At 71.7% G+C, this 26,338-nt stretch carries 23 protein-coding genes; 13 read left to right on the top strand and 10 right to left on the bottom strand.

Features of this window, described 5'->3' with window-relative positions:
• Window positions 1-134: 134 nt before the first annotated feature.
• The 3 genes from ACZ5SK_RS13240 to ACZ5SK_RS13230 all read right to left on the bottom strand — a co-directional run bounded on the left by ACZ5SK_RS13240 (window position 135) and on the right by ACZ5SK_RS13230 (window position 2,583).
• On the bottom strand, window positions 135-797 hold the full coding sequence (locus ACZ5SK_RS13240; protein WP_457495481.1) for a hypothetical protein: 663 nt from the start codon (window positions 795-797) through the stop codon (window positions 135-137).
• Window positions 782-1,324 (bottom strand): SigE family RNA polymerase sigma factor, encoded by a 543-nt coding sequence (locus ACZ5SK_RS13235; RefSeq protein WP_334578062.1) that lies wholly within the window; start codon window positions 1,322-1,324, stop codon window positions 782-784. The genes ACZ5SK_RS13240 and ACZ5SK_RS13235 overlap by 16 nt, the downstream gene beginning before the upstream one ends.
• 326 nt (window positions 1,325-1,650) lie before the next feature.
• Window positions 1,651-2,583, bottom strand: coding sequence for an HhH-GPD family protein (locus tag ACZ5SK_RS13230; RefSeq protein ID WP_334578061.1), 933 nt, complete (start codon window positions 2,581-2,583; stop codon window positions 1,651-1,653).
• A 258-nt stretch (window positions 2,584-2,841) separates the two neighbouring features.
• Here ACZ5SK_RS13230 and ACZ5SK_RS13225 point away from each other — a divergent pair, with 258 nt between their 5' ends.
• On the top strand, window positions 2,842-3,687 hold the full coding sequence (locus ACZ5SK_RS13225; protein ID WP_334578060.1) for a hypothetical protein: 846 nt from the start codon (window positions 2,842-2,844) through the stop codon (window positions 3,685-3,687).
• A gap of 152 nt (window positions 3,688-3,839) precedes the next feature.
• Here the strand turns inward: ACZ5SK_RS13225 and disA are convergent, their stop codons facing one another.
• Together disA and radA are read right to left on the bottom strand one after the other, a co-directional pair.
• Window positions 3,840-4,964: a DNA integrity scanning diadenylate cyclase DisA gene (disA, locus tag ACZ5SK_RS13220; RefSeq protein WP_334578059.1), complete on the bottom strand. Its 1,125-nt coding sequence runs from the start codon at window positions 4,962-4,964 to the stop codon at window positions 3,840-3,842.
• A gap of 80 nt (window positions 4,965-5,044) precedes the next feature.
• Window positions 5,045-6,454, bottom strand: coding sequence for a DNA repair protein RadA (gene radA, locus ACZ5SK_RS13215; protein WP_099936203.1), 1,410 nt, complete (start codon window positions 6,452-6,454; stop codon window positions 5,045-5,047).
• A 219-nt stretch (window positions 6,455-6,673) separates the two neighbouring features.
• Here radA and ACZ5SK_RS13210 point away from each other — a divergent pair, with 219 nt between their 5' ends.
• Window positions 6,674-8,449: a hypothetical protein gene (locus ACZ5SK_RS13210; protein ID WP_334578058.1), complete on the top strand. Its 1,776-nt coding sequence runs from the start codon at window positions 6,674-6,676 to the stop codon at window positions 8,447-8,449.
• Between the two features lie 115 nt (window positions 8,450-8,564).
• On the opposite strand, the gene ACZ5SK_RS13205 is transcribed toward ACZ5SK_RS13210, so the two are convergent.
• Entirely contained in the window at window positions 8,565-9,413 is an 849-nt protein-coding gene (locus tag ACZ5SK_RS13205) for a DUF3109 family protein (protein WP_443041245.1), read from the bottom strand.
• Between the two features lie 71 nt (window positions 9,414-9,484).
• Here ACZ5SK_RS13205 and ACZ5SK_RS13200 point away from each other — a divergent pair, with 71 nt between their 5' ends.
• The 4 genes from ACZ5SK_RS13200 to ilvD all read left to right on the top strand — a co-directional run bounded on the left by ACZ5SK_RS13200 (window position 9,485) and on the right by ilvD (window position 13,965).
• Window positions 9,485-10,417: a Ppx/GppA family phosphatase gene (locus tag ACZ5SK_RS13200; RefSeq protein ID WP_334578057.1), complete on the top strand. Its 933-nt coding sequence runs from the start codon at window positions 9,485-9,487 to the stop codon at window positions 10,415-10,417.
• Window positions 10,418-10,541: 124 nt separating this feature from the next.
• Window positions 10,542-11,375, top strand: a complete 834-nt coding sequence (locus tag ACZ5SK_RS13195; RefSeq protein WP_079660656.1) for a sugar phosphate isomerase/epimerase family protein — start codon at window positions 10,542-10,544, stop codon at window positions 11,373-11,375.
• Window positions 11,372-11,977, top strand: a complete 606-nt coding sequence (locus tag ACZ5SK_RS13190) for a TetR/AcrR family transcriptional regulator (protein WP_334578055.1) — start codon at window positions 11,372-11,374, stop codon at window positions 11,975-11,977. Before ACZ5SK_RS13195 ends, ACZ5SK_RS13190 begins: the two co-directional genes overlap by 4 nt.
• A gap of 134 nt (window positions 11,978-12,111) precedes the next feature.
• On the top strand, window positions 12,112-13,965 hold the full coding sequence (gene ilvD, locus ACZ5SK_RS13185; protein ID WP_334578054.1) for a dihydroxy-acid dehydratase: 1,854 nt from the start codon (window positions 12,112-12,114) through the stop codon (window positions 13,963-13,965).
• Between the two features lie 56 nt (window positions 13,966-14,021).
• Here the strand turns inward: ilvD and ACZ5SK_RS13180 are convergent, their stop codons facing one another.
• Window positions 14,022-16,223 carry a serine/threonine-protein kinase gene (locus tag ACZ5SK_RS13180; RefSeq protein ID WP_457495480.1) on the bottom strand — a complete coding sequence of 734 codons (2,202 nt, stop codon included), beginning with the start codon at window positions 16,221-16,223 and terminating at the stop codon, window positions 14,022-14,024.
• A gap of 180 nt (window positions 16,224-16,403) precedes the next feature.
• On the opposite strand from ACZ5SK_RS13180, the gene ACZ5SK_RS13175 reads away from it, so the two are divergent.
• The 3 genes from ACZ5SK_RS13175 (at window position 16,404) to ACZ5SK_RS13165 (ending at window position 18,469) form a co-directional block, all read left to right on the top strand.
• A complete protein-coding gene (locus ACZ5SK_RS13175; protein ID WP_334578052.1) occupies window positions 16,404-16,727 on the top strand; it encodes an SH3 domain-containing protein in 324 nt (107 codons plus the stop codon).
• Between the two features lie 60 nt (window positions 16,728-16,787).
• Complete coding sequence (locus ACZ5SK_RS13170) at window positions 16,788-17,345, top strand: EamA/RhaT family transporter (RefSeq protein ID WP_334578051.1); 558 nt, start codon at window positions 16,788-16,790, stop codon at window positions 17,343-17,345.
• Between the two features lie 329 nt (window positions 17,346-17,674).
• Window positions 17,675-18,469, top strand: coding sequence for a class I SAM-dependent methyltransferase (locus ACZ5SK_RS13165; RefSeq protein WP_334578050.1), 795 nt, complete (start codon window positions 17,675-17,677; stop codon window positions 18,467-18,469).
• Here the strand turns inward: ACZ5SK_RS13165 and ACZ5SK_RS13160 are convergent.
• Complete coding sequence (locus tag ACZ5SK_RS13160) at window positions 18,433-19,866, bottom strand: SulP family inorganic anion transporter (RefSeq protein WP_361708520.1); 1,434 nt, start codon at window positions 19,864-19,866, stop codon at window positions 18,433-18,435. The genes ACZ5SK_RS13165 and ACZ5SK_RS13160 overlap by 37 nt on opposite strands.
• 491 nt (window positions 19,867-20,357) lie before the next feature.
• On the opposite strand from ACZ5SK_RS13160, the gene ACZ5SK_RS13155 reads away from it, so the two are divergent.
• From ACZ5SK_RS13155 to proC, 3 genes are all read left to right on the top strand, one after another.
• Complete coding sequence (locus ACZ5SK_RS13155) at window positions 20,358-21,179, top strand: ABC transporter ATP-binding protein (protein WP_468575981.1); 822 nt, start codon at window positions 20,358-20,360, stop codon at window positions 21,177-21,179.
• Window positions 21,176-21,976 carry an ABC transporter permease gene (locus tag ACZ5SK_RS13150; protein WP_334578048.1) on the top strand — a complete coding sequence of 267 codons (801 nt, stop codon included), beginning with the start codon at window positions 21,176-21,178 and terminating at the stop codon, window positions 21,974-21,976. Before ACZ5SK_RS13155 ends, ACZ5SK_RS13150 begins: the two co-directional genes overlap by 4 nt.
• A gap of 128 nt (window positions 21,977-22,104) precedes the next feature.
• On the top strand, window positions 22,105-22,917 hold the full coding sequence (gene proC / locus ACZ5SK_RS13145) for a pyrroline-5-carboxylate reductase (RefSeq protein ID WP_334578047.1): 813 nt from the start codon (window positions 22,105-22,107) through the stop codon (window positions 22,915-22,917).
• A gap of 92 nt (window positions 22,918-23,009) precedes the next feature.
• Here the strand turns inward: proC and ACZ5SK_RS13140 are convergent, their stop codons facing one another.
• A complete protein-coding gene (locus tag ACZ5SK_RS13140) occupies window positions 23,010-23,600 on the bottom strand; it encodes a cysteine hydrolase family protein (RefSeq protein ID WP_334578046.1) in 591 nt (196 codons plus the stop codon).
• A gap of 75 nt (window positions 23,601-23,675) precedes the next feature.
• On the opposite strand from ACZ5SK_RS13140, the gene ACZ5SK_RS13135 reads away from it, so the two are divergent.
• Complete coding sequence (locus ACZ5SK_RS13135) at window positions 23,676-24,797, top strand: GlxA family transcriptional regulator (RefSeq protein ID WP_334578045.1); 1,122 nt, start codon at window positions 23,676-23,678, stop codon at window positions 24,795-24,797.
• On the opposite strand, the gene trpS is transcribed toward ACZ5SK_RS13135, so the two are convergent.
• Window positions 24,707-25,762, bottom strand: a complete 1,056-nt coding sequence (gene trpS / locus ACZ5SK_RS13130) for a tryptophan--tRNA ligase (protein WP_361708509.1) — start codon at window positions 25,760-25,762, stop codon at window positions 24,707-24,709. The two genes, ACZ5SK_RS13135 and trpS, sit on opposite strands and share 91 nt — an antisense overlap.
• Window positions 25,763-26,338: the final 576 nt, after the last annotated feature.

Raw genomic sequence — 26,338 nt, 5'->3', positions numbered from 1 at the left:
GAATGGACGCCCGTAGCGCGACGAGCGTTCATTTTTCGTGGCGCCCGCCTCGCCCGACAACCATTGATCGGAACGAGCGGCCCGATCGGTTCACGCTGCCGGAAGATTTTTTCGGCCGGCCGATCCCGGGCAGGTCAGCCGACCTTCGACGCCATCGCCGTCGGTTCTCCGTCGCCGACGCCGCTGTAGTCGTTGTGCCAGCTGAACTCCTTCATGAAGCGGCCCGCGGCCCAGCGGTAGGTGATCACGTTCTCGCCGGACGGGCTGGAGACCGGGTCGCCCTTCTCGTACACCTGCTTGCTCACCACGAGGTCGCCCCGGTCGATCTCCGCGTAGACCGGGGGATCCTCGGCCTTGAACACGTTCTCATAGCCGTCGTCGCTCTCCCGGTACACGTACGAGCCGACGCCGACGGCGTCGCCGCAGGTGACGACGTTGACGATGAGGTCGTCGCCGGAGCCGCCGGTGAGGTTGCCGTAGGAGACGTCGACCGGGTACTCGTCGCCGACGCAGGGCTTCAGCTCACGCTTGACCTCCGCCGAGACCGCGGGGTCGTCCTTGATGAGCTGAACCGCGTCCGCCCGGTCGGGGGTGGCGGTGGGGGCGGCGGAGGGCGGGGCCTTGGCGCCCGCCACGGCGTCGGCGTGGGCCGGGCCCTCGTCACGGGCACCGGTGCCGCCGGTGGCGCAGGCGGAGACGAAAAGGGCGAGGGCGGCGAGCACGGACATCGCCGTGATCGCCGCCTGGATGGTGCCTCGGGCCGGTGTGGGCCCGGCCTCGGTCAGGCCGCCGCGCAACGCTCCCGCTCCTCACGCTCCAGCGCGCGTGCGTCCAGATCGCGGGCTTCCAGCTCCTCGCGGAGCCGGGCGAGCGCTCGGTGCAGCGTGCTCTTGACCGTTCCCGTCGACATGCCGAGGGCGGCGGCCGTCTCCTCCGTGGACATCTGCTCCCAGTGTCGCAGCACGACGACGCTGCGCTGCTTGGGAGCGAGCACCTTCATCGCGTCCATCAGCAGGGCGCGGTCCGCGTGCTGCTGGGTGGAGTCGTCCACACAGGCGTCCGGGAGCTGCTCGGTGGGGACCTCCTCGAGTTTGCGGGCCCGCCACCACTCCGTCCGCGTGTTGATCATGACCCGGCGCAGGTAGGCGTCCGCGAGCCGCTTGTCCGCGATGCCGTCCCAGCGGCCGTACGTCCGGGCGAGGGCGGTCTGGAGGAGGTCCTGCGCGTCGACCGGGTCCGGGACCAGCCGGCGGGCGCTGCGCAGCAGCGCGTCCTGCCGGGTGCGGACATACTCCTCGAACTCGAGCACCTCGCCCTGCGTCATGGTCAACCGCCTCCGATTCCCCGTTCCGGCGGACTGTCCGCCGCCGGTTCACTGCTTCTGGTCTGTAGCCCGCCGTGTCCCTGCCGACTACGCAACTGAAGCTACGGAGGTGTTGTCACGGCGCTGTGCGGAGCAGCCTTCGGCTAGCCCTCAGCTGTCCGTCGGTTGTGTAACGGCGAGGGGTTCGGGGTAAAGGGGCGAGGTGAATGATGTGGATATGGGTCGATTTATCCGGCGGTTGGGTGTGACAAAGGCTTGTCGTCGGCCGTGACGAAGCCGCTTGTCTGTGAAATGACCGTGTGTCAGACCTCTGTGCGAAACCCGTGTCAGGTCAGCGGCAGGCGGTACAGCCCGCCCGGGAGCGGCTCCACCAGTCCGTCCGCGACGAGGCCGTCGAGTGCGCGCGCGCGTTGCACCGGCTCGTGCCACACCCGGTCGAGCGCCGACTGCGGCACGGGCACGTGCGCGGCGCGCAGGACGGCGAGCAGCTTGCCCCTGACCTGACGGTCGGTGCCCGCGTACGTCTGGCCGCGGCGCGGAGGGCCGTCGTGCTCCGGCTTGCCCGCGAGCCGCCAGGCGCACTGCGCCGCGATCGGGCAGCGCACGCAGGTCTCGTTCTTCGCCGTGCAGACGAGCGCCCCGAGCTCCATGGACGCGGCGGCCCAGCGCGCGGCCGTCGGCTCGTCGTCGGGCAGCAGGGCGCGGGCCAGCTTGCGCTCGGCGGCCGTCGTGGCGTTGGGCGGGTACTGCACGCCCGTGACGGCCCGCGCGAAGACCCGGCGGACGTTGGTGTCCAGGACGGCGTGCCGCTGCCCGTACGCGAAGGAGGCGACGGCCGCGGCCGTGTACTCGCCGATGCCGGGCAGCGCGAGCAGCTGCGCGTGGTCCGACGGCACGTCGCCGCCGTGCCGTTCCGTTATCGCCACCGCGGCGCCGTGCAGCCGCAGGGCGCGGCGCGGGTAGCCGAGCCGCCCCCACGCGCGTACGGCCTCGCCGGGCGCGTCGGCGGCCAGGTCGGCGGGGCGCGGCCAGCGGGCGAGCCACTGCTCGTAGACCGGCAGGACGCGGCTGACCGGCGTCTGCTGGAGCATGAACTCGCTGATCATCACACCCCACGCACCGGCCTCGGGGCGCCGCCAGGGCAGGTCGCGGGCGTTGTCGTCGAACCAGTCGATCACCGGGGAGTGCAGGTCCGCTCCGGGGGCGTCGGCGTCGGCGCGGGCGGGGCTGCTGTGCGGGGGCTTCGTGGGCGCAGTCATGGCCCTTCCGATCCTGCCATGCGTACCGGGGCACGCGCGCGTACCGCCACTCGCCCGGCCCGGGCGCCGGGAGTGCGGCACGCGCGCGTGCCAAGCCATGGCCAGAGGTGTGACGGGTGCGATCGCCAAGGGGAGCCGGGCGCACGGGCCGAAGTCGGGTGAGGGGGCTGTGGTTTCCGGGATGATGATCCGGAAAAGTTGTCGTCGCGGCGGCGGGTGGGGCCAGCGAACGCGTCGATCTCTCGTACAGTTTGCGCCGTGGGATCTCTGCGCAATCCGGTCGGGCCGCTTCCCTCCTCCATCTACTGGCGTCGGAGGGTCGTACTGCTGTCTGTGTTCGCCCTGTTGGCGCTGCTGATCCTGTGGGTGGTCACGTCGGGCGGTGGCGGCGGCAAGAACGGCGCCGACGGGGGCGGCGGCAAGAATCCCGCGTCCTCCATCACGCCGGGGCCCTCCGGATCCGGGCCTGCGATCAGTCAAAACCCGGGCGGGCGCGACGAGTCGAGCGAAGGCACCACCAGCGGGACCGGCTCGGGGTCGAGCGCGGGCTCCGGAGGCGGCGCCGGCTCCGGTGGCTCGGACGGCGGCTCGGCGGGCTCCGGCGCCAACGACGACGGCGCCAACGGCGACGGCTCCAACGGCAGCGGCGGGGCCGGCGGCGGCAGCAGTACGGCGACGACGCTGCCGGCCGGGACGACACTGCCCAACTGCACGGCCGGAGTGGTCACGTTGAGCCTGCGCAGCGTCCAGAACGTGTACTCGCCGGATCGGACGCCCACGTTCCAGCTGATCGCGAAGAACAGCTCGGGGAGCGACTGCAAGGTCGACCTCGGCCCGAAGACCGCGGTGTTGACGATCACCAAGGCGGGCGCCGACGACGACTACTGGTCCTCCGCGGACTGCCCCAAGGCGTCCGGGAGCCTGCTGTACCGGGTGCCGGCCGGGGACAGCTTCACCTACACCCTGAAGTGGGACCGCAAGCCGAGCGCTCCGGAGTGCGCGACGCCTCCGGCGGGCACGGCCGGAGCGGGGACGTACCTGGTGGAGGCCAAGGCTCCGGGGTTCGCGAAGGCACAGACGTCGTTCGTGCTGAAGGCCGACTAGAGCAGACGACGACAGCAGACGACGACAGCTGACGGCTACGGCACGGCCGGAGTGGACGATCAGACATACAGCTAGGACATACAGCTAGGACATACGGCTAGGGCTACGGCTACAGCAGGCGGCTGGAGCGTCCGGCCGGCTGGACCGACCTACTAGACGTACCGCTCCAGGATCGACGACTCCGCCAGGCGTGACAGGCCCTCGCGGACGCTGCGCGCCCTCGCCTCGCCCACGCCGTCCACCGTCTGGAGGTCGTCGACGCTGGCGGCGAGGAGCTTCTGCAGGCCGCCGAAGTACTCCACCAGGCGGTCGATGATCGCGCCGGGCAGGCGCGGCACCTTCGCCAGGAGCCGGAAACCGCGCGGGGAGACCGCCGAGTCGAGGGCCTCGGGGGAGCCGGTGTAGCCCAACGCGCGGGCCACCGTGGACATTTCGAGGAGCTCGGCGTGGGTGAGCGCGTCCAGCTCGTACAGCGCCTCGTCGACCGTGCGGGAGCGCTTGGCGGTGGGCTCGGGCACGTAGTCCCGGACCACCAGCTCGCGCTCCGGCTCCACGCCCGCGATCAATTCGTCGAGCTGGAGGGCGAGCAGACGCCCGTCCGTGCCCAGTTCGACCACGTATTCGGCGATTTCGGTGGCGATGCGACGGACCATCTCCAGGCGCTGGGCCACCGCGGAGACGTCCCGGACCGTCACCAGGTCCTCGATCTCCAGCGCTGACAACGTTCCCGCGACCTCGTCCAGCCGGAGCTTGTAGCGCTCCAGGGTCGCCAGGGCCTGGTTCGCGCGGGACAGGATCGCCGCGGAGTCCTCCAGGACGCGGCGCTGTCCGTCGACGTACAGCGCGATCAGGCGCATGGACTGGGAGACCGAGACGACCGGGAAGCCGACCTGCTTGCTGACCCGGTCCGCCGTGCGGTGCCGGGTGCCCGTCTCCTCCGTGGGGATGGTGGGGTCCGGCACCAGCTGGACGCCGGCCCGGAGGATCTTCGACAGATCGGAGGAGACCACGATGCCGCCGTCGAGCTTGCACAGCTCACGCAGGCGCGTCGCCGCGAACTCCACGTCCAGGACGAAGCCGCCGGTGCACATCGCCTCGACCGTCTTGTCGGAGCCCAGCACGATGAGTCCGCCGGTGTTGCCGCGCAGCACCCGTTCCAGGCCGTCGCGCAGGGCCGTGCCGGGGGCGACCGCGCTCAGCGCGGCGCGCATCAGGCCGTCGGCACCGGAACTCCCACCGGACTTTCCGGGAGCTGCCGCCCGGTCGTTGGCTGCCACTGCACTCCTCCGGTCACAGGGTCTGGGGGTTCCCGTTTCGCGCACTCGTTTCGTACGGACGGGCGAGACCAGGGCAAAGTCTACCGGCGGTCCTCCGCCTCCCGTGGGGCCTCTCGGCGACGTGAGCGCGGCAGGACCCGCAGAGCGTCCCCCATGTCGGCGACTTCGAGGACCTTCATACCCGCCGGGATCTTGCCGGGATCGCTCGGCACGAGCGCGTGCGTGAAGCCCAGACGGTGGGCCTCCGCGAGTCTGCGCTGCACGCCCGTGACCCGTCTGACCTCGCCCGCGAGGCCCACCTCGCCGATCGCGACGAGGTTCTTGGGCAGCGGGGTGTCGCTGGCGGCGGAGGCCAGGGCGAGGGCGATCGCGAGGTCGGCCGCGGGCTCCGAGAGCTTCACTCCGCCGACCGTCGCCGAGTAGATGTCCCGCTTGCCGAGCGCGCTGATCCGGCCCCGCTGCTCCAGGACGGCCAGCATCATCGAGACCCGGGACGTCTCCAGACCGGACGTCGTACGGCGGGGCGAGGGGATCTGGGAGTCGACGGTGAGGGCCTGCACTTCGGCGACCAGGGGGCGACGGCCCTCCAGGGTGACCGTCAGACATGTCCCCGGGACCGGTTCGTCACGCCGGGTCAGGAAGAGCCCGCTGGGGTCGGCCAGGCCCGTGATGCCCTCGTCGTGCAGTTCGAAGCAGCCGACCTCGTCGGTGGCGCCGTAGCGGTTCTTGACGCCCCGCACCAGACGCAGGCGCGCGTGCCGGTCGCCCTCGAAGCTCAGCACGACGTCCACGAGGTGTTCGAGGAGGCGGGGACCGGCGATCGAGCCGTCCTTCGTGACATGGCCCACCAGGAGCGTGGACATGCCGCGTTCCTTGGAGGCGCGGATCAGGGCGCCCGCGACCTCGCGGACCTGGGCCATGCCACCGGGCGCCCCGTCGATCTCCGGGGAGGCCACGGTCTGCACGGAGTCCATGACCAGCAGGGACGGCTTCACCGCGTCCAGGTGGCCCAGGACCGCCGCCAGGTCCGTCTCGGCGGCGAGGTAGAGGTGGTCGTCGATGGCGCCGATGCGGTCGGCGCGCAGGCGGACCTGGGAGGCCGACTCCTCACCGGTCACATACAGGGTGCGGTGTTCGTCGCTCGCCGACTTGGCCGCCACGTCCAGCAGGAGGGTCGACTTGCCGACGCCCGGCTCGCCGGCCAGCAGCACGACCGCGCCGGGCACGAGACCGCCGCCGAGGACGCGGTCCAGCTCGGGCACGCCGGTGGGGCGGGCGGTGGCCTGACGGCCGTCGACCTCGCCGATGGGCACGGCGGAGGTGGTGACGCGGCCCGGCGCCGTCGTACGGACCGCGGGCGCGCCGTACTCCTCGACCGTCCCCCAGGCCTGGCACTCGGGGCACCGGCCGAGCCACTTGGCCGTCTGCCAGCCGCATTCGGTGCAGCGGTAGGACGGACGGTCCTTGGTGGTCTTCGTACGGGCAGCCATGGGGGAACCGTAGCCGCCGCCACTGACAGCCGGACGCGCCTGTGGACAACCGGCCTCCCCGGGCGTCCGTAATCTGCCGAATTGGCCACGTCCTGTCACGAACGAGCGACGGTACCTCTCTTGGCTGTCCCCTTATGAGGGATCGTTTCACCCGTACGGATTAAAAGGACTCAAGGGACAAGAAGACCTAGTTCCGCGCCGCCTACGGTCGCACGGGTGATGAGCAGCAGCCCGGAAATCTCGACCCGCACGACCGGCGCGCACCGGGCGCACCGCGAGGCGCGCGACGCCGCTGCGGCGCGCACGCTCGCGCAGTGGCCGCCCGCGCGCTACGAGCCGTACCTGGACGGCCTGTTCACCTACTGCCTGTCCGTTCTGTGCGACCACGACGCGGCCACCGCAGCCCTCGGTGACGTCCTCACGTTCGCCGAGCGGCGCGGCCAGCGTGGTCCGACCGCCGCCGGCGACCGCCGGGCCTGGCTGTACGCGCTGGCCCGCTGGGCCTGCCTGCGCAAGCTCACCGAGGCCAAGCAGAAACGTCAGGGCACGCACGCGGCGGCCCGCAACGGCACCCGCCGGCCGCCGGGCGCCAAGCCCGCCGCAGCACCTGCCCCCGCCTCCTCCGCCGATCCCGCCGACCCGGCCGATCCCGCCGATCCCGACGAGGACCAGGAGCAACGGCAGCGGGAACTCGCCCTGCTGGCCTGGCCGGAGGCGGCCGGCACCACTCCCGAGCAGCGTGAGGCGCTCGAACTCGCGGTACGCCACCACCTGGCCGCCCACGAGATCGCCGCGGTCCTCGGCAAGGACCTCGCCGCGGCCCGCGAGCTGCTCTCCGCCGCCGCCTGCGAGGTCGAGCGCACGCGCGCGGCGCTCGCCGTCGTCGAGACCGGCAGCTGTCCCGGTGTGTCCCGCCTCACAGGCGAGAACCAGGTCGTGCTCAGCGCCGCCCTGCGCCGTGAACTCGTCCGGCACGTCGACGACTGCCCGCGCTGCCGTCGCGTCGCCGAACGCGCCGTCCCCGGCCGTTGGCCCGGCGCCGGTGTCACACCCGCCGAGCTGCCCGTCCTGGAGGCGCCGCGCGCACGGCTGCACGTCGCCCTGGCGCACCTTCCGCGCGCGCGGGGCACCGCCGCGCCGCGCTACGACCGGCGCGGGTTCCCGATGGACCCCAAGGACCGCGCCGCCCGTCGGGAGCGCCTACGCGCGCGTGCCGTCACGACGACCGTGGTCGCCACCGTCGTCGCCGCGCCGGTGCTCGCCCTGTGGGCGGCCTACCGGAGCACGCCGACGGGGGACGCCGAGGGCCGCTCCGTCAGCGCCGGCGAGGCGCACGGCCCCGAGGGCCTCGCCGGTGAGACGGCCGGCGGCTACGAGAACGCCGGAAACGCCAGCACGCGCCCCGGCACCGGCTCCCCCAAGGGCGACGGACCGGACGTCTCCGTGGAGGTCATCAGCGTCACGGGACTCGGCCGGAGCGCCTCCGGCCGGCTCTCCGTGAGGGCGGCCACCAGAGGCGACATCACCCTCGTCACCCTCACCGCACCCCCGGACGGCGACGGCCCGGTCCGCTGGTCGGCGGCCACACCGGCCCCCTGGCTCTATCTGAGCCGCTCCACGGGCGCCCTGAGGCCCGGCGAGTCGGTGACGATCAAGGTGTACGTCGACCCCCTGCGGGAGCCCCCCGGGCGCTGGCACGCGCGCGTGGCGATCGCCCCGGCGGGCGCCGTCGTCTCCATCGAGGGCTACGGCACGGCCCCCGGCCCCCCGAACCCCGGCGACGGCCCGGACCCGCGTCCCGGCGACCCGCCCGCGTCGTCGGACCCGCAACCGACCCCCACACCCCCGCCTTCCCCGGACCCCACGCCAGCCGACCCGCCCTCGTCCCCCACCCCGGACCCCACCCCGACCCCCACTGCCCCGACCCCGTCCGCCCCGGAATCCTCGCCACCGCCACCCGCCGACCCCAGCACCCCGGCCCCGTCGGCTTCGTAGCCGTAGCCGTAGCCGTAGCCGTAGCCGCAGCCGCAGCCGCAGCCGTAGTCGCAGGCGTCCCGGCCGGTGGGCCGTGCCCGAGCCGGGTGGTCCCTCGAAGCGATCCGCAAGGACCTCAGGCGGTCGGGTCCGCCGGATGCGGCGCCAGGAGCGGCAGCTGCGAGGCCAGGCGCTCCTCGCACAGCTCGGCCAGACGGTCGTAGCCGGCCTTGCCCATCAGTTCGGTCAGCTCCGGGCGGTAGGAGACGTACACCGGGTCGCCCGCGCCGTGCGCCGAGGTCGCCGACGTGCACCACCAGTGCAGGTCGTGGCCGCCCGGACCCCAGCCCCGCCGGTCGTACTCGCCGATCGACACCTGCAGCACGCGTGTGTCGTCGGGCCGGTCGATCCAGTCGTAGGTGCGCCGCACGGGAAGCTGCCAGCAGACGTCCGGCTTGGTCTCCAGCGGCTCGCGGCCCTCCTTGACGGCCAGGATGTGCAGCGAGCAGCCCGCGCCGCCCGCGAAGCCCGGCCGGTTCTGGAAGATGCACGAGCCGTTGAACGGGCGGGTCTGGCGGGAGCCCTCGTCGTCCTCCGAGACCCAGCCGCCCCGGGTGCCCTCGTCGTGGTGCTGCCAGATCTCGGGCGTGAGCCTCGCCACATGCTCGGCGACGCGCTTCTCGTCGTCCTCGTCGGAGAAGTGGGCGCCCAGCGTGCAGCACCCGTCGTCCGCGCGGCCCGCCTGGATGCCCTGACAGCCGCTGCCGAAGATGCAGTTCCAGCGAGAGGTCAGCCATGTCAGATCGCAGCGGAAGACCTGCTCGTCGTCCGCCGGATCAGGGAACTCCACCCATGCCCGCGCGAAGTCGAGACCCTTCTCGTCCGCTGCCAGGGCCTTCTTGGACTTCTTCGGTGACTTCAGCGGCTTCGCCTGCGAAGAACCGCCGGTGGATTTGTCAGCTTTTGCCTTGTTCGTCTTTGGCACTCGTCCAGGGTAAGTCGCCGGGAGTCGCTTCGGGGACGGCCCACGGCCCTGCGGGCAGTAGCGTTCCCTACATGAGACTCGGTGTCCTCGACGTGGGATCGAACACGGTGCATCTGCTGGTGGTGGACGCACACCCGGGCGCGTGCCCCCTGCCCGCGCACTCGCACAAGGCGGACCTACGCCTTGCCCAACTCCTCGACGGGGACGGCGCGATCGGCCCCGAGGGCGTCGACAAACTGATCAGGGTCGTCCACGAGTCGCTCCAGGCCGCCGAGGACAAGGGCGTCGAGGACCTGCTGCCGTTCGCGACCTCCGCCGTGCGCGAGGCCAGCAACGCCGACGACGTCCTCGCGCGCGTGCAGGCCGAGACGGGCGTCGAGCTGCAGGTTCTCTCCGGCGCCGAGGAGGCCCGGCTCACCTTTCTCGCCGCCCGCCGCTGGTTCGGCTGGTCGGCCGGAAAACTGCTGGTCCTGGACATCGGCGGCGGCTCCCTGGAGATCGCCTACGGCATCGACGAGGAGCCCGACGCGGCCGTCTCGCTGCCGCTCGGCGCCGGCCGGCTCACCGCGGGCTGGCTGCCCGGCGATCCGCCCGACCCCGAGGACATACGGTCCCTTCGGCGGCACGCCCGCGCGCAGATCGCCCGCACGGTGGGGGAGTTCAGCCGGTTCGGCACCCCCGACCACGTCGTCGCCACGTCGAAGACGTTCCGGCAGCTCGCCCGCATCGCCGGCGCCGCCCGCTCGGCCGACGGCCCGTACACCCAGCGCCAGCTCAAGCGCGAGTCCCTGGAGGCCTGGGTGCCCCGCCTGGCCGCGATGACCACGGCCCAGCGCGCAGCCCTCCCGGGTGTCTCGGAAGGCCGCGCCAACCAGCTCCTCGCGGGCGCGCTGGTCGCCGAAGGCGCGATGGATCTCTTCGGCGTCGAGACGCTGGAGATATGCCCGTGGGCCCTCAGGGAGGGCGTCATTCTGCGCAGACTCGATCACATGGGTTCGCTTTAGTCACGTATAGGGGCACGAGCAGGTGCGCGAGCCATCACCCTCCACGCGTACCTGCCGTGGCGTACCCCACAACGGCGAGCAGGCACCCCGCACCGGAGCAACAGCACCCCGTAACCTGTCCCCCATGGCAGAGCCAGTCGTGCGGATCCCGGATGCGAAGATCGCCCTGTCGACTGCCTCGGTCTATCCGGAGTCGACGGCGACGGCCTTCGAGATCGCCGCACGCCTCGGGTACGACGGCGTCGAGGTCATGGTGTGGAACGACCCCGTCAGCCAGGACATCGACGCGCTGCGCCGGCTCAGCGACTACCACCGGATCCCGATCCTCGCCGTCCACGCCCCCTGCCTGCTCATCACGCAGCGGGTGTGGTCGACGGACCCGTGGACCAAGCTCCAGCGGGCCCGCGCGGCGGCGGAGAAGCTCGGCGCGAGCACGGTCGTCGTCCATCCGCCGTTCCGCTGGCAGCGCCAGTACGCGCGCGACTTCGTCACGGGCATCTGGCGGATGGCCGACGAGACGGACGTACGGTTCGCCGTCGAGAACATGTACCCGTGGCGCTACCGCGACCGCGAGATGCTCGCGTACGCGCCGGACTGGGACGTCACGAAGGACGACTACCGGCACTTCACGATCGACCTCAGCCATGCCTCGACGGCCCGCGCGGACGCGATGCAGATGATCGATCGCATGGCCGACCGCCTGGGCCATGTCCACCTCGCCGACGGAAACGGGTCGGCGAAGGACGAGCACCTCGTCCCCGGCCGCGGCTCCCAACCCTGCGCCGAGCTGCTGGAGCGGCTCGCGCTGACCGGCTTCGACGGCCACGTCGTCATCGAGGTCAACACCCGGCGCGCGATGTCCGGCGCCGAACGTGAGGCCGACCTCGCGGAGGCCCTGGCCTTCACCCGTCTGCACCTGGCCTCGGCCACGTCCACCCCCTCGGCGCCCCGCCGATGACCGGCGTCGGCGCCCGCAGACGCGGCCGCCCCCCTGGTACGGAGTCGGCGGACACCCGCGACCGCATCCTGACGGCCGCCCGCGAGGAGTTCTCCGAGCGGGGCTACGACAAGACGTCCGTCCGCGGCATCGCGAAGGCGGCCGGGGTGGACGCGGCGCTGGTGCACCACTACTTCGGCACCAAGGAGCAGGTCTTCGAGGCGGCCGTCGAGGTCGCCTTCGCACCCGCGCTGAGCGCGCCGGAAGCTGTCGCCGACGGCCCGTTGGACCAGGTCGGGGAGCGGTTCGCCCGCTTCGTCTTCGGCGTGTGGGAGAACCCCACCACCCGCAAGCCGCTGCTGGCGATCCTCCGCTCCGCCGTGAACAACGACACCGCGGCCGCCGTCTTCCGCCGTCTGGTCGCCTCACAGCTGCTGCGCCGGATCGCCGCCCAGCTCGACCTGCCGGACGCCGAACTGCGCGCCGAACTGGCGGCGGCACAGCTGGTGGGCTGCGCCATGATGCGGTACGTGGTCAAGCTGGAGCCGCTGGCCTCGGCGGACCTGGAACAGATCATCGCGCGCGTGGCGCCCGTCGTACAAGGACACCTCACGGCCCCCTGAGCACGCCGGGTCATACCTGAGGACGAGACTTGCGTCCCGCATTCCGGACGCCTCGTCCCGCCCCCTGGATGACCGGCGTACGCTCATTAGCAGTCAGAAGTCTCTGATCGCAGTCTCTGAAGGAGCGAGCGACGATGCCCGAGCTGAGGTCCCGCACAGTCACCCACGGTCGCAACATGGCGGGCGCACGCGCCCTTATGCGCGCCTCCGGTGTACCCGGTGCGGACATCGGCCGGAAGCCGATCATCGCGGTGGCGAACAGCTTCACCGAGTTCGTGCCCGGGCACACGCACCTCCAGCCGGTCGGCCGGATCGTCAGCGAGGCGATCACCGAGGCCGGCGGCATCCCGCGTGAGTTCAACACCATCGCGGTCGACGACGGCATCGCGATGGGCCACGGCGGCATGCTGTACAGCCTCCCCTCCCGCGACCTGATCGCGGACTCGGTCGAGTACATGGTCGAGGCGCACTGCGCGGACGCGCTGATCTGCATCTCCAACTGCGACAAGATCACCCCGGGGATGCTGAACGCGGCCCTGCGGCTGAACATCCCGACCGTCTTCGTCTCCGGCGGCCCGATGGAGTCCGGCCGCGCCACGCTCGTCGACGGCACGGTCCGCACGCTCGACCTGGTCGACGCGATCTCCGACGCCGTCAACGACAAGATCTCCGACGAGGACATCCTCCGTATCGAGGAGAACGCCTGTCCGACCTGCGGCAGCTGTTCCGGCATGTTCACCGCCAACTCGATGAACTGCCTGACCGAGGCCATCGGCCTCTCCCTCCCCGGCAACGGCTCGGTCCTGGCCACCCACACGGCTCGCAAGCAGCTGTACGTCGACGCCGCGCGCACGGTCATGGACATCACCCGTCGCTACTACGAGCAGGACGACGAGACGGTCCTGCCGCGCAATGTGGCGACCTTCGCGGCCTTCCAGAACGCGATGGCACTCGACATCGCGATGGGCGGCTCCACCAACACGATCCTGCACCTCCTCGCCGCCGCCCAGGAGGCGGGCGTCCCGTTCGGTCTGGAGGAGATCAACGAGGTCTCGCGCCGCGTGCCCTGCCTCGCGAAGGTCGCGCCGAACGTCGCGAAGGACCGCACGTACTACATGGAGGACGTGCACCGCGCCGGCGGCATCCCCGCCCTCCTCGGCGAACTGCACCGCGCGGGCCTGCTCAACGAGGACGTGCACGCCGTCCACAGCCCGTCCCTGGGGGACTGGCTGAAGACGTGGGACGTCCGCGCCGGCTCGCCGTCCCCCGAGGCCCTGGAACTCTGGCACGCGGCCCCCGGCTGCGTCCGCTCCGCCGAGGCCTTCTCCCAGTCCGAGCGCTGGGAGGCGCTGGACGAGGACGCCGAGGGCGGCTGCATCCGCTCCGCCGAGCACGCCTACAGCAAGGACGGCGGCCTCGCCGTCCTGCGCGGCAACCTCGCCGTCGACGGCTGCGTCGTCAAGACGGCCGGCGTGGACGAGTCGATCTGGACCTTCGAGGGCCCGGCCGTCGTCTGCGAGTCGCAGGAGGAGGCCGTCGAGAAGATCCTCAACAAGCAGGTGACACACGGCGACGTCGTCGTCATCCGCTACGAGGGCCCCAAGGGCGGCCCGGGCATGCAGGAGATGCTCTACCCGACGTCCTTCCTCAAGGGCCGCGGCCTCGGCAAGACCTGCGCCCTGATCACCGACGGCCGCTTCTCCGGCGGAACCTCGGGCCTGTCGATCGGCCACGCCTCCCCCGAGGCGGCCTCCGGCGGCACCATCGCCCTCGTCGAGGACGGCGACCGCATCCGCATCGACATCCCGAACCGCACCATCGAGCTCCTCGTCGACGACGCCGAGCTGGCGCGCCGCGAGGCCGCCCTCGACGGCGTGTACGCCCCGAAGAACCGCGAGCGCAAGGTGTCCGCCGCCCTGCGCGCCTACGCCGCGATGGCGACGAGCGCCGACAAGGGCGCCGTGCGGGACGTGTCGAAGCTGGGCTGACGCCCATCAGTGCGTGACCGGGGGCCGCTTCCCAGGGAGGCGGCCCCCGGCGCGTCTCACCAGTCCGCCGGATCCCGCCCGTCGACCGCGAACACGGTCCCGTCGGGAGCGCCGGCGTAGACGCGGCCGTCGACCGCCTCGGGTGCGGGCAGCGCCGTCACCACTTCGTCGGAGTTCGCGCCGAGCCGCAGCTCCGTCTGCCCGACGAGCTTCCCCCGGTCGGCGTCCACGGCGAGGAGACGTCCGTCGGGGGCGCTGAAGTACACGTGCTCGCCGTCGGCGGACGGCACCGAACCGCGGCTCACGGCCGTCTGCAGGGACCACACCTGCTTCCCCGCCACCGTGTCGACGGCCACCAGTGTCCCGTCGAAGCCCAGCAGGTAGACCCGGTCGCCCTGCACGGCCGCGCGCGCCTGCTGCAACTGCAGCGGCACGCCCAGCCTCACCCGCAGCGACACCTTGTCCGCCGGGTAGTAGCGGACCACGGCGTCGACCGACCCGTACGCGTCGCCCTGCGACAGCAGCACCAGGCTGTCGCCCACGGTGCCCACCAGCGTCAGCGCGCCGCTGAGCCGCTCCTCCCACTTCACCTGCCCGGTCGCGGGATCCACGGCCGTGATCCGGGTGCGCCCGTCGCCCGAGCCCGACGTGCTGGACACATACGCCAGCGGATCCTTGGGGAACGACAGGAAGTACGGCTCGCCCAGCCCCGGGATCCGCCGGCTCCACGCCGTCCTCCCCGTCGCCGCGTCCACGCCGGTCACCTTGCCGTCGGCGGCAGTCAGCAGCAGGGTGCCGCCGACGGTGCGGACACCCCGGTACGCCGACACGTTCCGCTGCCAGCGCGTGGCGCCCGACGCCGGATCGAGCGCCTCCACCCGCTTGCCCGAGTGCGTGACCACCAGCGCGAGCCCGCCCGCGAGCACCGGCGCCTCGCCCGGCCGGTCGTCCTCGGCGAGCGCGTGCCGCCACAGCACCCGGCCGCCGGACGCGTCCAGCGCGGACACCAGCCCCGACTGCGCGCACAGCAGCCGCTTCGCGTCGTACGCGCACTGCGGCATGCCGCCCGTGCCGGTCCCGGCGCCCGTCTCCCCGCCCGCGCCGCCATGCGCCGGGCGCGCGCTCCAGGGAGCGAAGGCTGCCGACTCGGCCCCCGACGCGCCCGCCGTGCCCCGCGCGTCCCGGCCCGTGCCGTCGTCGCCGAGCAGCTGCGCGGCGGCCAGCCCACCACCCGAGAGGACGACGACCAGGGCGCCGGCCGCCAGAGCGACCCGCCTGCGCCGACGCTTCACGCCCGCTGGCCCCACCTTCGACCCGGGCTGCGGATCCGCCTGGTCCGCCGAACCCGCCGAACCCGCCGAACCCGCCGGGCCCGTCTGGGGCTCGTCCAGCGCCCGCTGCGACGGTATGAACGCCTGCGTGTCCCACGAGGCCGCCTCCGACCGCAGTTCCCGCATCAACTCGTCCGGCGTGGGCCGGTCCTCGGGCTCCTTGGCGAGACACCGCGTCACCAGCGGCGCGAGATTCGCCGGTACGCCGGTCAGGTCCGGCTCGTCGTGGACGACCTGGTAGGCGACGACATACGGGCTGTCGGAGTCGAACGGCCCGCGTCCCGTCGCCGCGTGCACCATCACGGAGCCGAGCGCGAAGATGTCGGCGGCCGGCCCGACCTCCCGCGGCCGCCGGAACTGCTCCGGCGCCATGAACGGCGGAGTGCCGATCAACTTGCCCGTCTCGGTCCGCAGTTCGCTGTCCTTCGGCCGCGAGATCCCGAAGTCGATGACTTTCGGACCGTCCTCGGCGAGCAGCACGTTGCTCGGCTTCAGATCGCGGTGCACCACCCCGACCCGGTGGATGTCGCGCAGCGCCTCCGCGAGCCCCGCCATCAGCCGCCGCAACTCTCCCGGGCCCATGGGCCCGTTCCGCTTCACCTGCTCGGCGAGCGTCGAGCCGGGAATGAACAGAGTGGCCATCCAGGGCCGTTCGGCCTCCGGGTCGGCGTCCACGACGGGCGCGGTGAACGCCCCGCTGACCCGCCGGGCGGCCGCCACCTCCTGCCGAAAACGCCCCCTGAACTCGGGATCCCGGGCGAACTGGGCATGGACGACCTTCACCGCGACCTTCATCCCGGAGGTGCTCCGGGCCAGGTGCACCACGCCCATGCCGCCGGAGCCCAGGCGCTCCTCAAGGCGGTAGTGACCGGCGTACCGCGGAAGTTCCGCTTCCGCGCCCGCCCCGGTGTTGCGCTGTGGCGTCATGGACCACCCCCGTGCTGTTCGTCCGCGCGCGCGACGCACGGAGCCTAGTCGATGACTCGTACGGGACAGAGGCGGCTTGCTAGCCTTCGCGTACGAATTGCGCACATGTGTTTCATGGCGTGTTTTAGGGGAATCAACGTGGCCCCATGGCAGTCATGGGGTCCAACGGGGGAGGTTTTCATGTCTGTTGACCGCGTGGAAGAGGTGGACGAGGCCGAGAGCGCCGATGCGGCGGCGGCCGTCACGACGGCGGCTCTCACCTACTACCCGATCGCCCCGGGCGTCCGGCTGAACGTGCGCAGCGGCCCCGGCACCAGCTACCCGGTCGTCAAGGTCCTGAACGAGGGCACGAAGGTCCCGATCTTCTGCCAGACCCCGGGCACCACGGTGAGCGGCCCGTACGGCTCGACGAACATCTGGGACAACATCGCCGACAGCCAGTTCGTCTCGGACGCGTACGTCAGGACGGGCAGCGACGGCTACATAGCCCCGCGCTGCGCCTGATCCCGGCCTCCGGGCAACCCGCCCGGGGAGCCCGCCCCCGTCCGGAGCCATAATCGTCCCGTGAGCGACGAAAACGGCACCCCGGACACGGCGGCGGGCTCCCCGGGCATCCCGGGCAGTCCCGCCGAGCAGACAGGTCAGGCCGGCGCGGGCCCCCGTCCGGAGCCGCTGCGCTTCTTCGGCACCACGTGGGTGGACCACGACCCCGGCCTCCAGGGTTACGCGGCCCGCCGCATCGCCGTGGCCGTCGGCGCCCTCGTCGCCGTGACCGTCTCCTGCCTCGTCCTGCGCTTCGCCTACGAGGGCATCGCGATCGCCGACCTCGGCGGCTTCGTGACGCTCCTGATCGTCGTGATGTTCGCGGTCTGCAGCGCGCTCGCCTTCCGCCACACCTGGGACGGCTTCTCCCGGCGCCCCGACCCCGACCGCCAGGCCTCCCTGCGCGGCCTGCTGGCCATCGGCTTCGTCGGCTCACTGCTCGCCTATTTCTTCCGCACCCTCACCGAGGCGCCCGGCGAGAAACTCCACCGCGAGGAGTACGACACGGCCCGCCAACAGCACAAACGCCGCACCTCCCGCCGCACAGGCAACCCATCGAAGAAGCGCCGCCACCCCTGACGCCAAACCGCCTCGGAGACGGTGAGGGAGGCGGCGGGGGAGGCGGTCGCGGAGGCCAGGGGCGAGGCGGTCCTGGAGGCGGTCTGGGAGACGGCTTGAGGAAGCCCCCTGCTTCACCCGGCCATGTGACTCCGCTGCTTCACCCCGGCCACGCCACCCTGCCGCTTCACCCCGGCCACGCCACCCTGCCGCTTCACCCCGGCCACGCCACCCTGCCGCTTCACCCCGGCCACGCCATCCCCCTCCCCCCGCCACGCCACCTCGCCGCGCCCTGCCACCACCGCCGTCCGGGTCTTCCCCGACCCCCTCCCACCGGCCACCATGACCCCATGACGTCGTCCTCCTACTCCCCCTCCCCTGCCCCCTCCCACGTCACCCGAGCCCACTCCTTCAACTCGGCCGCGGCCCAGTACGCCGCCAACCGCCCCTCCTACCCGACCGCCCTCCTGGACGCGATCGAGGACCTCGCAGGACACCCCCTGAGCGGGGCGCGGGTCGCGGACATCGGCGCCGGCACCGGCATAGCGACGGCCCTCCTGCACGCCCGCGGCGCGGACGTCATCGCCGTCGAACCCGGGGACGGCATGGCCGCGCAGTTCCGCCGTGCTCTCCCCGACGTGCCGATCGTCCGGGGCGACGGCAACCACCTTCCGCTGGCCGACGCCTGCGTCGACTTCCTGACCTACGCCCAGTCCTGGCACTGGACCGACCCGGCCCACTCGGTCCCGGAGGCCCTGCGCGTCTTGCGCCCGGGCGGCGCGCTGGCGCTGTGGTGGAACACCAGCGCCGTGGACATACCGTGGATCGACGCTCAGGCCCACCGCATGGAGCGCCGCTTCGGCGTCGACCACGTCGTGCAGAGGAACGGCGACGGCAGCCGCGCCGCCCGCACCGACCCGTCCGGCCGGCTCGACTTCGCCCACCGCACGGTCCGCTGGAGCCGCCGTGTCCCCCTCGATCTCCACCTGGCCAACATCAGCAGCCACTCGATCTTCCTGACCCACGGCGAGGAGAGCACGGCCGCCTTCCTCGCCGAAGAACGCCGCCACCTCCTCGCCGCGTTCCCGGACGGCACCGTAGAGGAGACCTACGACGTCGAACTGCTGCTCGCGACCAGACCCTGACCGCGCGCGGCGGCCCACCCCTCCAGGGCCGCCGCACACGCGTGGTCCACATGCCGCAGCCCGCCCAATTCCAGCCGCACCTCACGGTCGTGCGGCAGCGCCTCCAACGCGTCCAGCAGCTTCGGCAGCCGCAGAAACGTCGCGTGCCCCAGCACCCGTACGACGAGCCCGGCGTCGCCCCGGTCCTCCGTCTCAACGTGCACGTGGCTGATCTCCCAGGCCGTCTTCGCCACGGCCAGTGCCAGCCCGACCAACACCCCCTCGAACAGGTTCCCCACGACGATCGCCCCCGCCGTGACCCCGAGCACGACGACCTCCCCCCGATGCCCGCGCCACAGCTTCCGCACCTCCCGCACGGGCACGAGCTTGCAGCCGGCGTGCACCAGCAGCCCCGCCAGCGCCCCGACCGGAATCAGCCCCAGCACCCCGGGCACGACGGCCGCGAACAGCAGCAGCCACACCCCGTGCAGCACCCGCGATGCCTTCGTCCGCGCACCCGCCCGCACGTTCGCCGCACTGCGCACGATGACCGCCGTCAGCGGCAGCGCGCCCAGCACCCCGCACACCGCGTTGCCCGCGCCCTGCGCCATCAACTCCCGGTCGTAGTCCGTCCGCCGGCCGTCGTGCAGCCGGTCCACCGCCGCCGCGCTGAACAACGACTCCGCCGACGCGATCAGCGCGAACGCCACGACCGTCCCGATCACCCCCACTTCCGTCAGCCGTCCGAAATCCGCCGCCTCCGGCACCCGTACGGCATCCAGCAGACCCTGCACCCGGACCCGCCGCACATCCAGGTCGAACACCCAAGTGACGCCCGCCGCCAGAGCTACCGCGACCAACGGTGCGGGAACCAGCCGCGCACCGCCGCGCCACCGCCCCCACACCACCAGCACGACCATGGTGGCACCCCCCACTGACAACGCCACCGGATCCACCCGCCCGGGCAGCGACACCAGCCCGGCGAGCTTCCCGAGGCCGCCCTCCGGCGTTCCCGCGTCCCCGAGGGCGTACACCTGCCCGGCGACCAGCACCAGCCCGATCCCGGCGAGCATCCCGTGCACGACGGCCACGGACACGGCCCGGAACCACCGCCCGAGCCGCAGCGCGCCCAGCCCGAGCTGCACCAGCCCGGCGGCCAGCACGAGTACCCCGAGCGCCTGAACGCCGTACCGCTGCACGGCTTCGTGGACGAGCACGGTGAGCCCTGCCGCCGGCCCGCTCACCTGCAGGCTGCTGCCGGGCAGCACCCCGACGACCAGCCCGCCGACGATGCCGGTGACCAGCCCCAGCTCGGCAGGCAGGCCGGAGGCCATGGCGACGCCCACACACAGGGGGAGCGCGACGAGAAAGACGACGAGAGAAGCGAACAGATCGGCTTTGCGAACACCACGGCGCAACACGGCGGCACCTCCGGTAGGGAACGGGAGATGCGTGGGCGCGCCGCACCGGGGGAGGGCGCGACGACGACCATGCGCGGACGCGGACGCGGATGCGGCCGGGACCGAGGCCCCGCCCGCGCAACGCGCATGAATTCCATTATCGGTTGACACGATCGCCAGGACGACGGGTTCCTGTGCCGACCCGGTGAACACGGAAGCGGATGAACAGGAACCTCCGCTTCCAATCCCACCGCCACGCGCCTGCGCCACCGCGCACCCCCCACCGCGCACCCCCCACCGCGCACCCCCCCACCGCGCACCCCCCACCGCGCACCCCCCACCGCGCACCCCCCACCGTGCACCCCCCAACCGCTCGCTCGCCATCGCACGCGCCCCGCAACCGCTCGCTCGCCATCGCACGCGCCCCGCAACCGCTCGCCCGCCATCGCACGCACCCCCACCCACCGGACCGCTTGACGACTGACGGCGCCACGAGGATTATTCATCACATGATGAATTCTAGGATCGAGTCACCTGGCCCGCCCGAGCCGCCGGACCTGCCCGACACGCCCCCTGCCGTCGTCGCCGAACACCTCACCGTGGTCCGCGGCCCGCGCACGGTCCTCCACTCCCTCGACTTCACCGTCCCCCGAGGCCAGATCACCGGCCTGCTGGGCCCCTCCGGCTGCGGCAAGTCGACCCTCATGCGCGCGATCGTCGGCACCCAGGCCAAGGTCACCGGCACCCTCGACGTCCTGGGCCGCCCCGCAGGCCACCCCACCCTCCGCACCCGCATCGGCTACGTCACCCAGGCCCCCTCCGTCTACGACGACCTGACGATCCGCCAGAACCTGGACTACTTCGCCGCGATCCTCGACCCCGGCCGGGGCGCGGCGGACCGACGCCACAAGAACGTCACCCGAGCCATCGCCGACGTGGACCTCACCACCCACGCCCACGCCCTCGCCGGCAACCTCTCCGGCGGCCAGCGCAGCCGCGTCTCCCTGGCCGTCGCCCTCCTGGGCACCCCCGAACTCCTCGTCCTCGACGAACCGACGGTCGGCCTCGACCCCGTCCTCCGCCGCGACCTGTGGAACCTCTTCCACGACATCGCGGCGACCCGGGGCGCCACCCTCCTCATCTCCTCCCACGTCATGGACGAGGCCGAGCGCTGCCACCGCCTGCTCCTCATGCGCGAGGGCGAAATCCTCGCCGACGCCGCCCCCGACGCTCTGCGCACCCGTACCGGCACGGACACCGTCGAGTCGGCCTTTCTGCACCTGGTGGACGAAGCGGCCGCGGCCGGCCGCGCCAAGGAGTCAGCACGATGACCACAACGACCACGACAACCACGACGACAACGACGACCGCCCCCACGCCGACCGGCATCCTGAACGTCTCCCGCACCACCGCCACCGCGGCCCGCGTCCTGCGCCAACTGCGCCACGACCCCCGTACGATTGCGCTGCTGATCCTCATCCCCTGCGTGATGCTGTTCCTGCTCCGCTACGTCTTCGACGGAAGCCCGCGCACCTTCGACAGCATCGGCGCGTCCCTCCTCGGGATCTTCCCCCTGATCACGATGTTCCTGGTGACCTCCATCGCCACCCTGCGCGAACGCACCTCGGGCACCCTCGAACGCCTCCTCGCCATGCCCCTCGGCAAAGGCGACCTGATCGCCGGCTACGCCCTCGCCTTCGGCGCCCTCGCGATCGTCCAGTCGGCCCTGGCCACCGCCCTGGCGGTCTGGTTCCTCGACCTGGACGTCACCGGCAGCCCCTGGCTCCTCCTCCTGGTCGCCCTCCTCGACGCCCTGCTCGGCACGGCCCTCGGCCTCTTCGTCTCGGCCTTCGCGGCCACCGAGTTCCAGGCGGTCCAGTTCATGCCGGCGGTGATCTTCCCCCAACTCCTCCTCTGCGGCCTCTTCACCCCCAGGGACGCCATGCACCCCGCCCTGGAAGCCCTCTCCGACGCCCTCCCCATGTCCTACGCCGTGGACGGCATGAACGAGGTCCTCACCCACACCGACATGACAGCGACCTTCCTACGAGACGTCCTGATCGTGGCGGGCTGCGCCCTGCTGGTCCTGGGCCTGGGCGCGGCAACGCTGCGACGCCGGACAGCGTGACCAGCGAAACCAACGAACGGGCGGCGGGGCCGAAAAACCGAAGTCCGCCCACCGGACACCAGCCCCCCACCCCCACCCCCGATGCGAGGATGATCCCGGACGACGCAACCCCCGGAGGACCCTCAGCCATGACCCAGAAAGTCGCAGTCCTCGGCACCGGCAAAATCGGCGAAGCTCTCCTCAGCGGCATGATCCGAGGCGGCTGGCTCCCCGCCGACCTCCTCGTCACCGCCCGCCGCCCGGAACGAGCCGAAGAACTCCGTACCCGCTACGGAGTCGCCCCGGTCACCAACGCCGAGGCCGCCAAGACCGCGGACACCCTGATCCTCACGGTCAAACCGCAGGACATGGGCGCCCTCCTCGACGAACTCGCCCCGCACGTCCCCGCCGAACGTCTGGTCATCAGCGGAGCCGCCGGCATCACCACCGCCTCCATCGAGGAGCGCCTCGCCACGGGCACCCCGGTCGTCCGCGTCATGACGAACACCCCCGCCCTGGTCGACGAGGCGATGTCCGTCATCTCCGCCGGTACCCACGCCACCGTCGATCACCTCGCCCACGCCGAGGAGATCTTCGGCTCCGTCGGCAAGACCCTCCGCGTCCCGGAGTCCCAGCAGGACGCCTGCACGGCCCTCTCCGGCTCCGGCCCCGCGTACTTCTTCTACCTGGTCGAAGCCATGACGGACGCCGGCATCCTCCTCGGCCTGCCCCGCGACAAGGCCCATGACCTCATCGTCCAGTCCGCGATCGGCGCCGCCACGATGCTCCGCGACAGCGGCGAACACCCGGTCAAGCTCCGCGAGAACGTCACGTCTCCCGCGGGCACGACCATCAGCGCCATCCGCGAACTCGAGAACCACGGCGTACGAGCCGCCCTCATCGCCGCCCTCGAAGCCGCCCGCGACCGCAGCCGCGAACTGGCCTCAGGCAAGAAGGACTGACGGAAGACCTGCCAGCAGCACCGGCAGCGGCACCGACACCAGAACCGCCCTGCCCCCGCCCCCGCCCCCGCCGAACGAACAAGCGGGGGTGGTCACCGGCCTGAAGCGGCCCCCACGATCTCCTTCGTGGTCACCACTCGCGCGAACCCGCCCCCGTGCAGCGACACCGCCGAGGCCTGCGCGAGCTCCTCCGCGGTCCGCCGCCACCCGAACGGCCCCTCCAGGTCGAAGGTGTGCGTCGCGTCGTACGCGAGCACGACCTCGTACCCCAGGTTCCCGCCCATCCGCGCGGTCGTCTCCACGCACATGTTGGTCTGGATCCCCGCCACCACGAGCTGCGAGATCCCCTCCGCCCTCAGCCACGAGCCCAGATCCGGCGTCCCGAGGAACGCCGAGTTCACGGTCTTCGTGATGAACAGCTCCGGCCCCGCCCCCTTCCCGCGCCGCTCCTGCACGTACGCCTTGAGATCGTTCCCCTCGTACCCCGGCCGCAGCGGCGACTGTGGATTGGGGGAGTCATGCCGCACGAAGACGACCGGCCGCCCCGTCTCCTGCCACAGTTCGATGAGCACGGCGATGTTGTCATCGGCCCCCGGGTTGTTCCGCGGCCCCCAGTAGTCCAGCTCCTCGAAGCCCTTCTGTACGTCGATGACCACCAGCGCTGCGTTCTCTGCGATGTCCATGCCCCCGATCCTGCCGCCGCGAGCACCCTCGCTCCAGAAGCACCAAAGTCATCGATCGATGGTTTACTGCCACCCATGCAGAACGCCGTGAAGACCACGGAACCCACGGAAGCCACAGAAACCACGGAACCCACGGAAGCCACACGGGCCACGCGGCATGGAGAGGCCACGGGCGGCACCTACCGCGTCGCCCTGGTCGCCTTCCCCGGCATCCGCGCCTTCGACGTCTCCGTCGTCACCGAGGTCTGGGGCAACGACCGCACCGACCGCGGCGTTCCCGCTTTCGACCTGCACCGCGTCGCCGCCGACACCACCACCCCCATCCCCATGCGCGGCGGCCTGGCTCTCCTCCCGGACCGCGCCCTCACCTGGCTCTCCCGAGCCGACCTGATCCTCGTCCCCGGTCTGGACGACTACCTCACCCCCGCACCCGCCCCCGTCCTGGAGGCACTGCGCCGCGCCCACGCCCGCGGCACCACCCTCGCCGCCCTCTGCGGCGGAGCCTTCACCCTCGCCCAGGCCGGCCTCCTCGACGGCCGTCGAGCGATCACCCACTGGAACCTGATCGACCTCCTGCGCACGCACCACCCCCGGATCACCGTCGTCCCCGACGCCCTCTTCATCGAGGACGACAACATCTGGACCGCCGCCGGCACGGCAGCCGGCATCGACCTCTGCCTCCACCTGGTCCGCCGCTCCCACGGAGCCGAAACGGCCGCGACCATCGCCCGCGCCATGGTCACCGCCCCCTTCCGCACTGGCACCCAGGCCCAGTTCATCGAACACCCCACTCCCCGCGCGGACCGGGACGCCGACACCCTCGCCGCCGTACGCGAACACGCCCTTCGTCATCTGCACGAACCACTCACCGTCGCCGAGTTGGCGGGGCACGCCGGCATGTCCCCGCGCAGCTTCGCCCGTCACTTCACGGCGGCGACCGGTGTCACCCCCCTCCGCTGGCTTCTCGACCAGCGCATCGCCGCGGCCCAGAAACTCCTCGAACGCACCGACCTCCCCATGCCCGAGGTCGCCCGGCGCGCAGGCTTCGGCAGCGAGGTCACCATGCGCCAGCACTTCGCATCACGCCTCGCCACCAGCCCCCGCGCCTACCGGGCCGCGTTCAGCACCCCGCTCGCCACCGACGCCGACTCGCCGGCGGGCTCCGTCACGGGCGCAAGCAACCCGATCGCGCGATAAGCGGTATCCACGACCGGTCGGGCCATCCCGCGAGCCTTCTCCGCACCATCCCGCAGCACCCCCTCCACATACACAGGATCAGCGCACAACTCCTTGTGCCTGACCTGCACGGGCTTCAGCACCTCGACGACCGCGTCCGCGGTGTCCTTCTTCAAAGCGCCGTACGACTCATAAACGCCCGCCAGGATCTCCGGGTTCCCACCCGTGCAAGCGGCGAGGATCTCCAGCAGATTCGCGACCCCGGGCCGCCCCTCACGGTCGTACACGACCTCCCGCCCACTGTCGGTGACAGCCCGCATGACCTTCTTACGCACCACCTCGGGCTCGTCCAGCAGATAGACGATCCCGGGCCCGAAGTCGTCGCTCTTGCCCATCTTCGACGCGGGCTCCTGCAGGTTCGTCACCCGTGCCGCGACCGCCGGATGCGTGGCCTTCGGGACGACGAACGTGTGCCCGTACCGCTGGTTGAACCGCACCGCCAGATCCCGCGCCAGCTCCACATGCTGCGTCTGGTCGTCTCCCACCGGAACCTCGTCGGTCCCATAGGCCAGGATGTCGGCCGCCATCAACACGGGATACGTCAGCAACGACAGCCGCACGCTCCCGCCGCGCTCCCGCTCCCGCGCGGCCTTCTCCTTGTACTGGATCATCCGCCGCATCTCGCCGTCCGTGGCCACGCACTCCAGCAGATACGAGAGCCGCGCGTGCTCGTCCACATGACTCTGTACGAACACGGTGCACAGCTGTGGATCCAGTCCCGCCGCCAGCAGCAGCGTCGCGGCCTGCCGACTCAGCCGACGTACCCGCGCCGGGTCGTGCTCCACGGTCAGCGCGTGCAGATCCACGACGCAGAACAACGAGTCCGCCCGGTGCTGGTCGACCTCGGCCCACTGCCGCAGTGCTCCCAGGTAGTTCCCCAGCGTCAGGTGCCCGGTCGGCTTGATCCCGCTGAAGACTCGCTTCATCTCTCCACCTCCTGGTCGAGGCCGCCGTCCCGGTCGGCCGGCCCCCTGGAACTTGGTGGGAGAAACAAGAACGGCCGCCGAAGCGGCGGCCGTTGAGCGCATACGTGAACACGGCCGCCGTCAGGCGGCCCACCACAGCTGGGTGCACGTACGCGTAGTCATGTCCGTCAGCGTACGCCTCAGGGGTGCCTCCAGGACACGAGTTGACACAGTCACGTACGGATACGTAGTGTTCTCCGAGTTGTCCGACGTGAGCGCCGACTCCGGTCGGTCCCCGGACAGCCATTCCGCAGGTACCAACCACTTCTCGACACGCAGTCGATACGGCTGCCGTCGCGTCATTGGCGTGCGTATTCGCGAAACGAGGAATCCGCGTTCGAAAGGACGCAGCCCCCGATTGGCTTCGGGAGCAGGGAATCCGCTAAAGTCTCACTCGTCGGAACGGCCCAACAGCCGCGAAGACAAGCCCCCTCTGACTGGTAATCAGGACCGAAAGGATCTGATAGAGTCGGAACCGCCGGAAAGGGAAACCGCGGAACGAAAAACGCGGAGAACCTGGAAAGCACCGAGGAAATC

The sequence above is a fragment of the Streptomyces sp. NPDC031474 genome (genome assembly GCF_055581185.1).
Note: the sequence above shows the minus strand (reverse complement) of the source record. Positions and strands in the feature narration are given on the sequence as shown.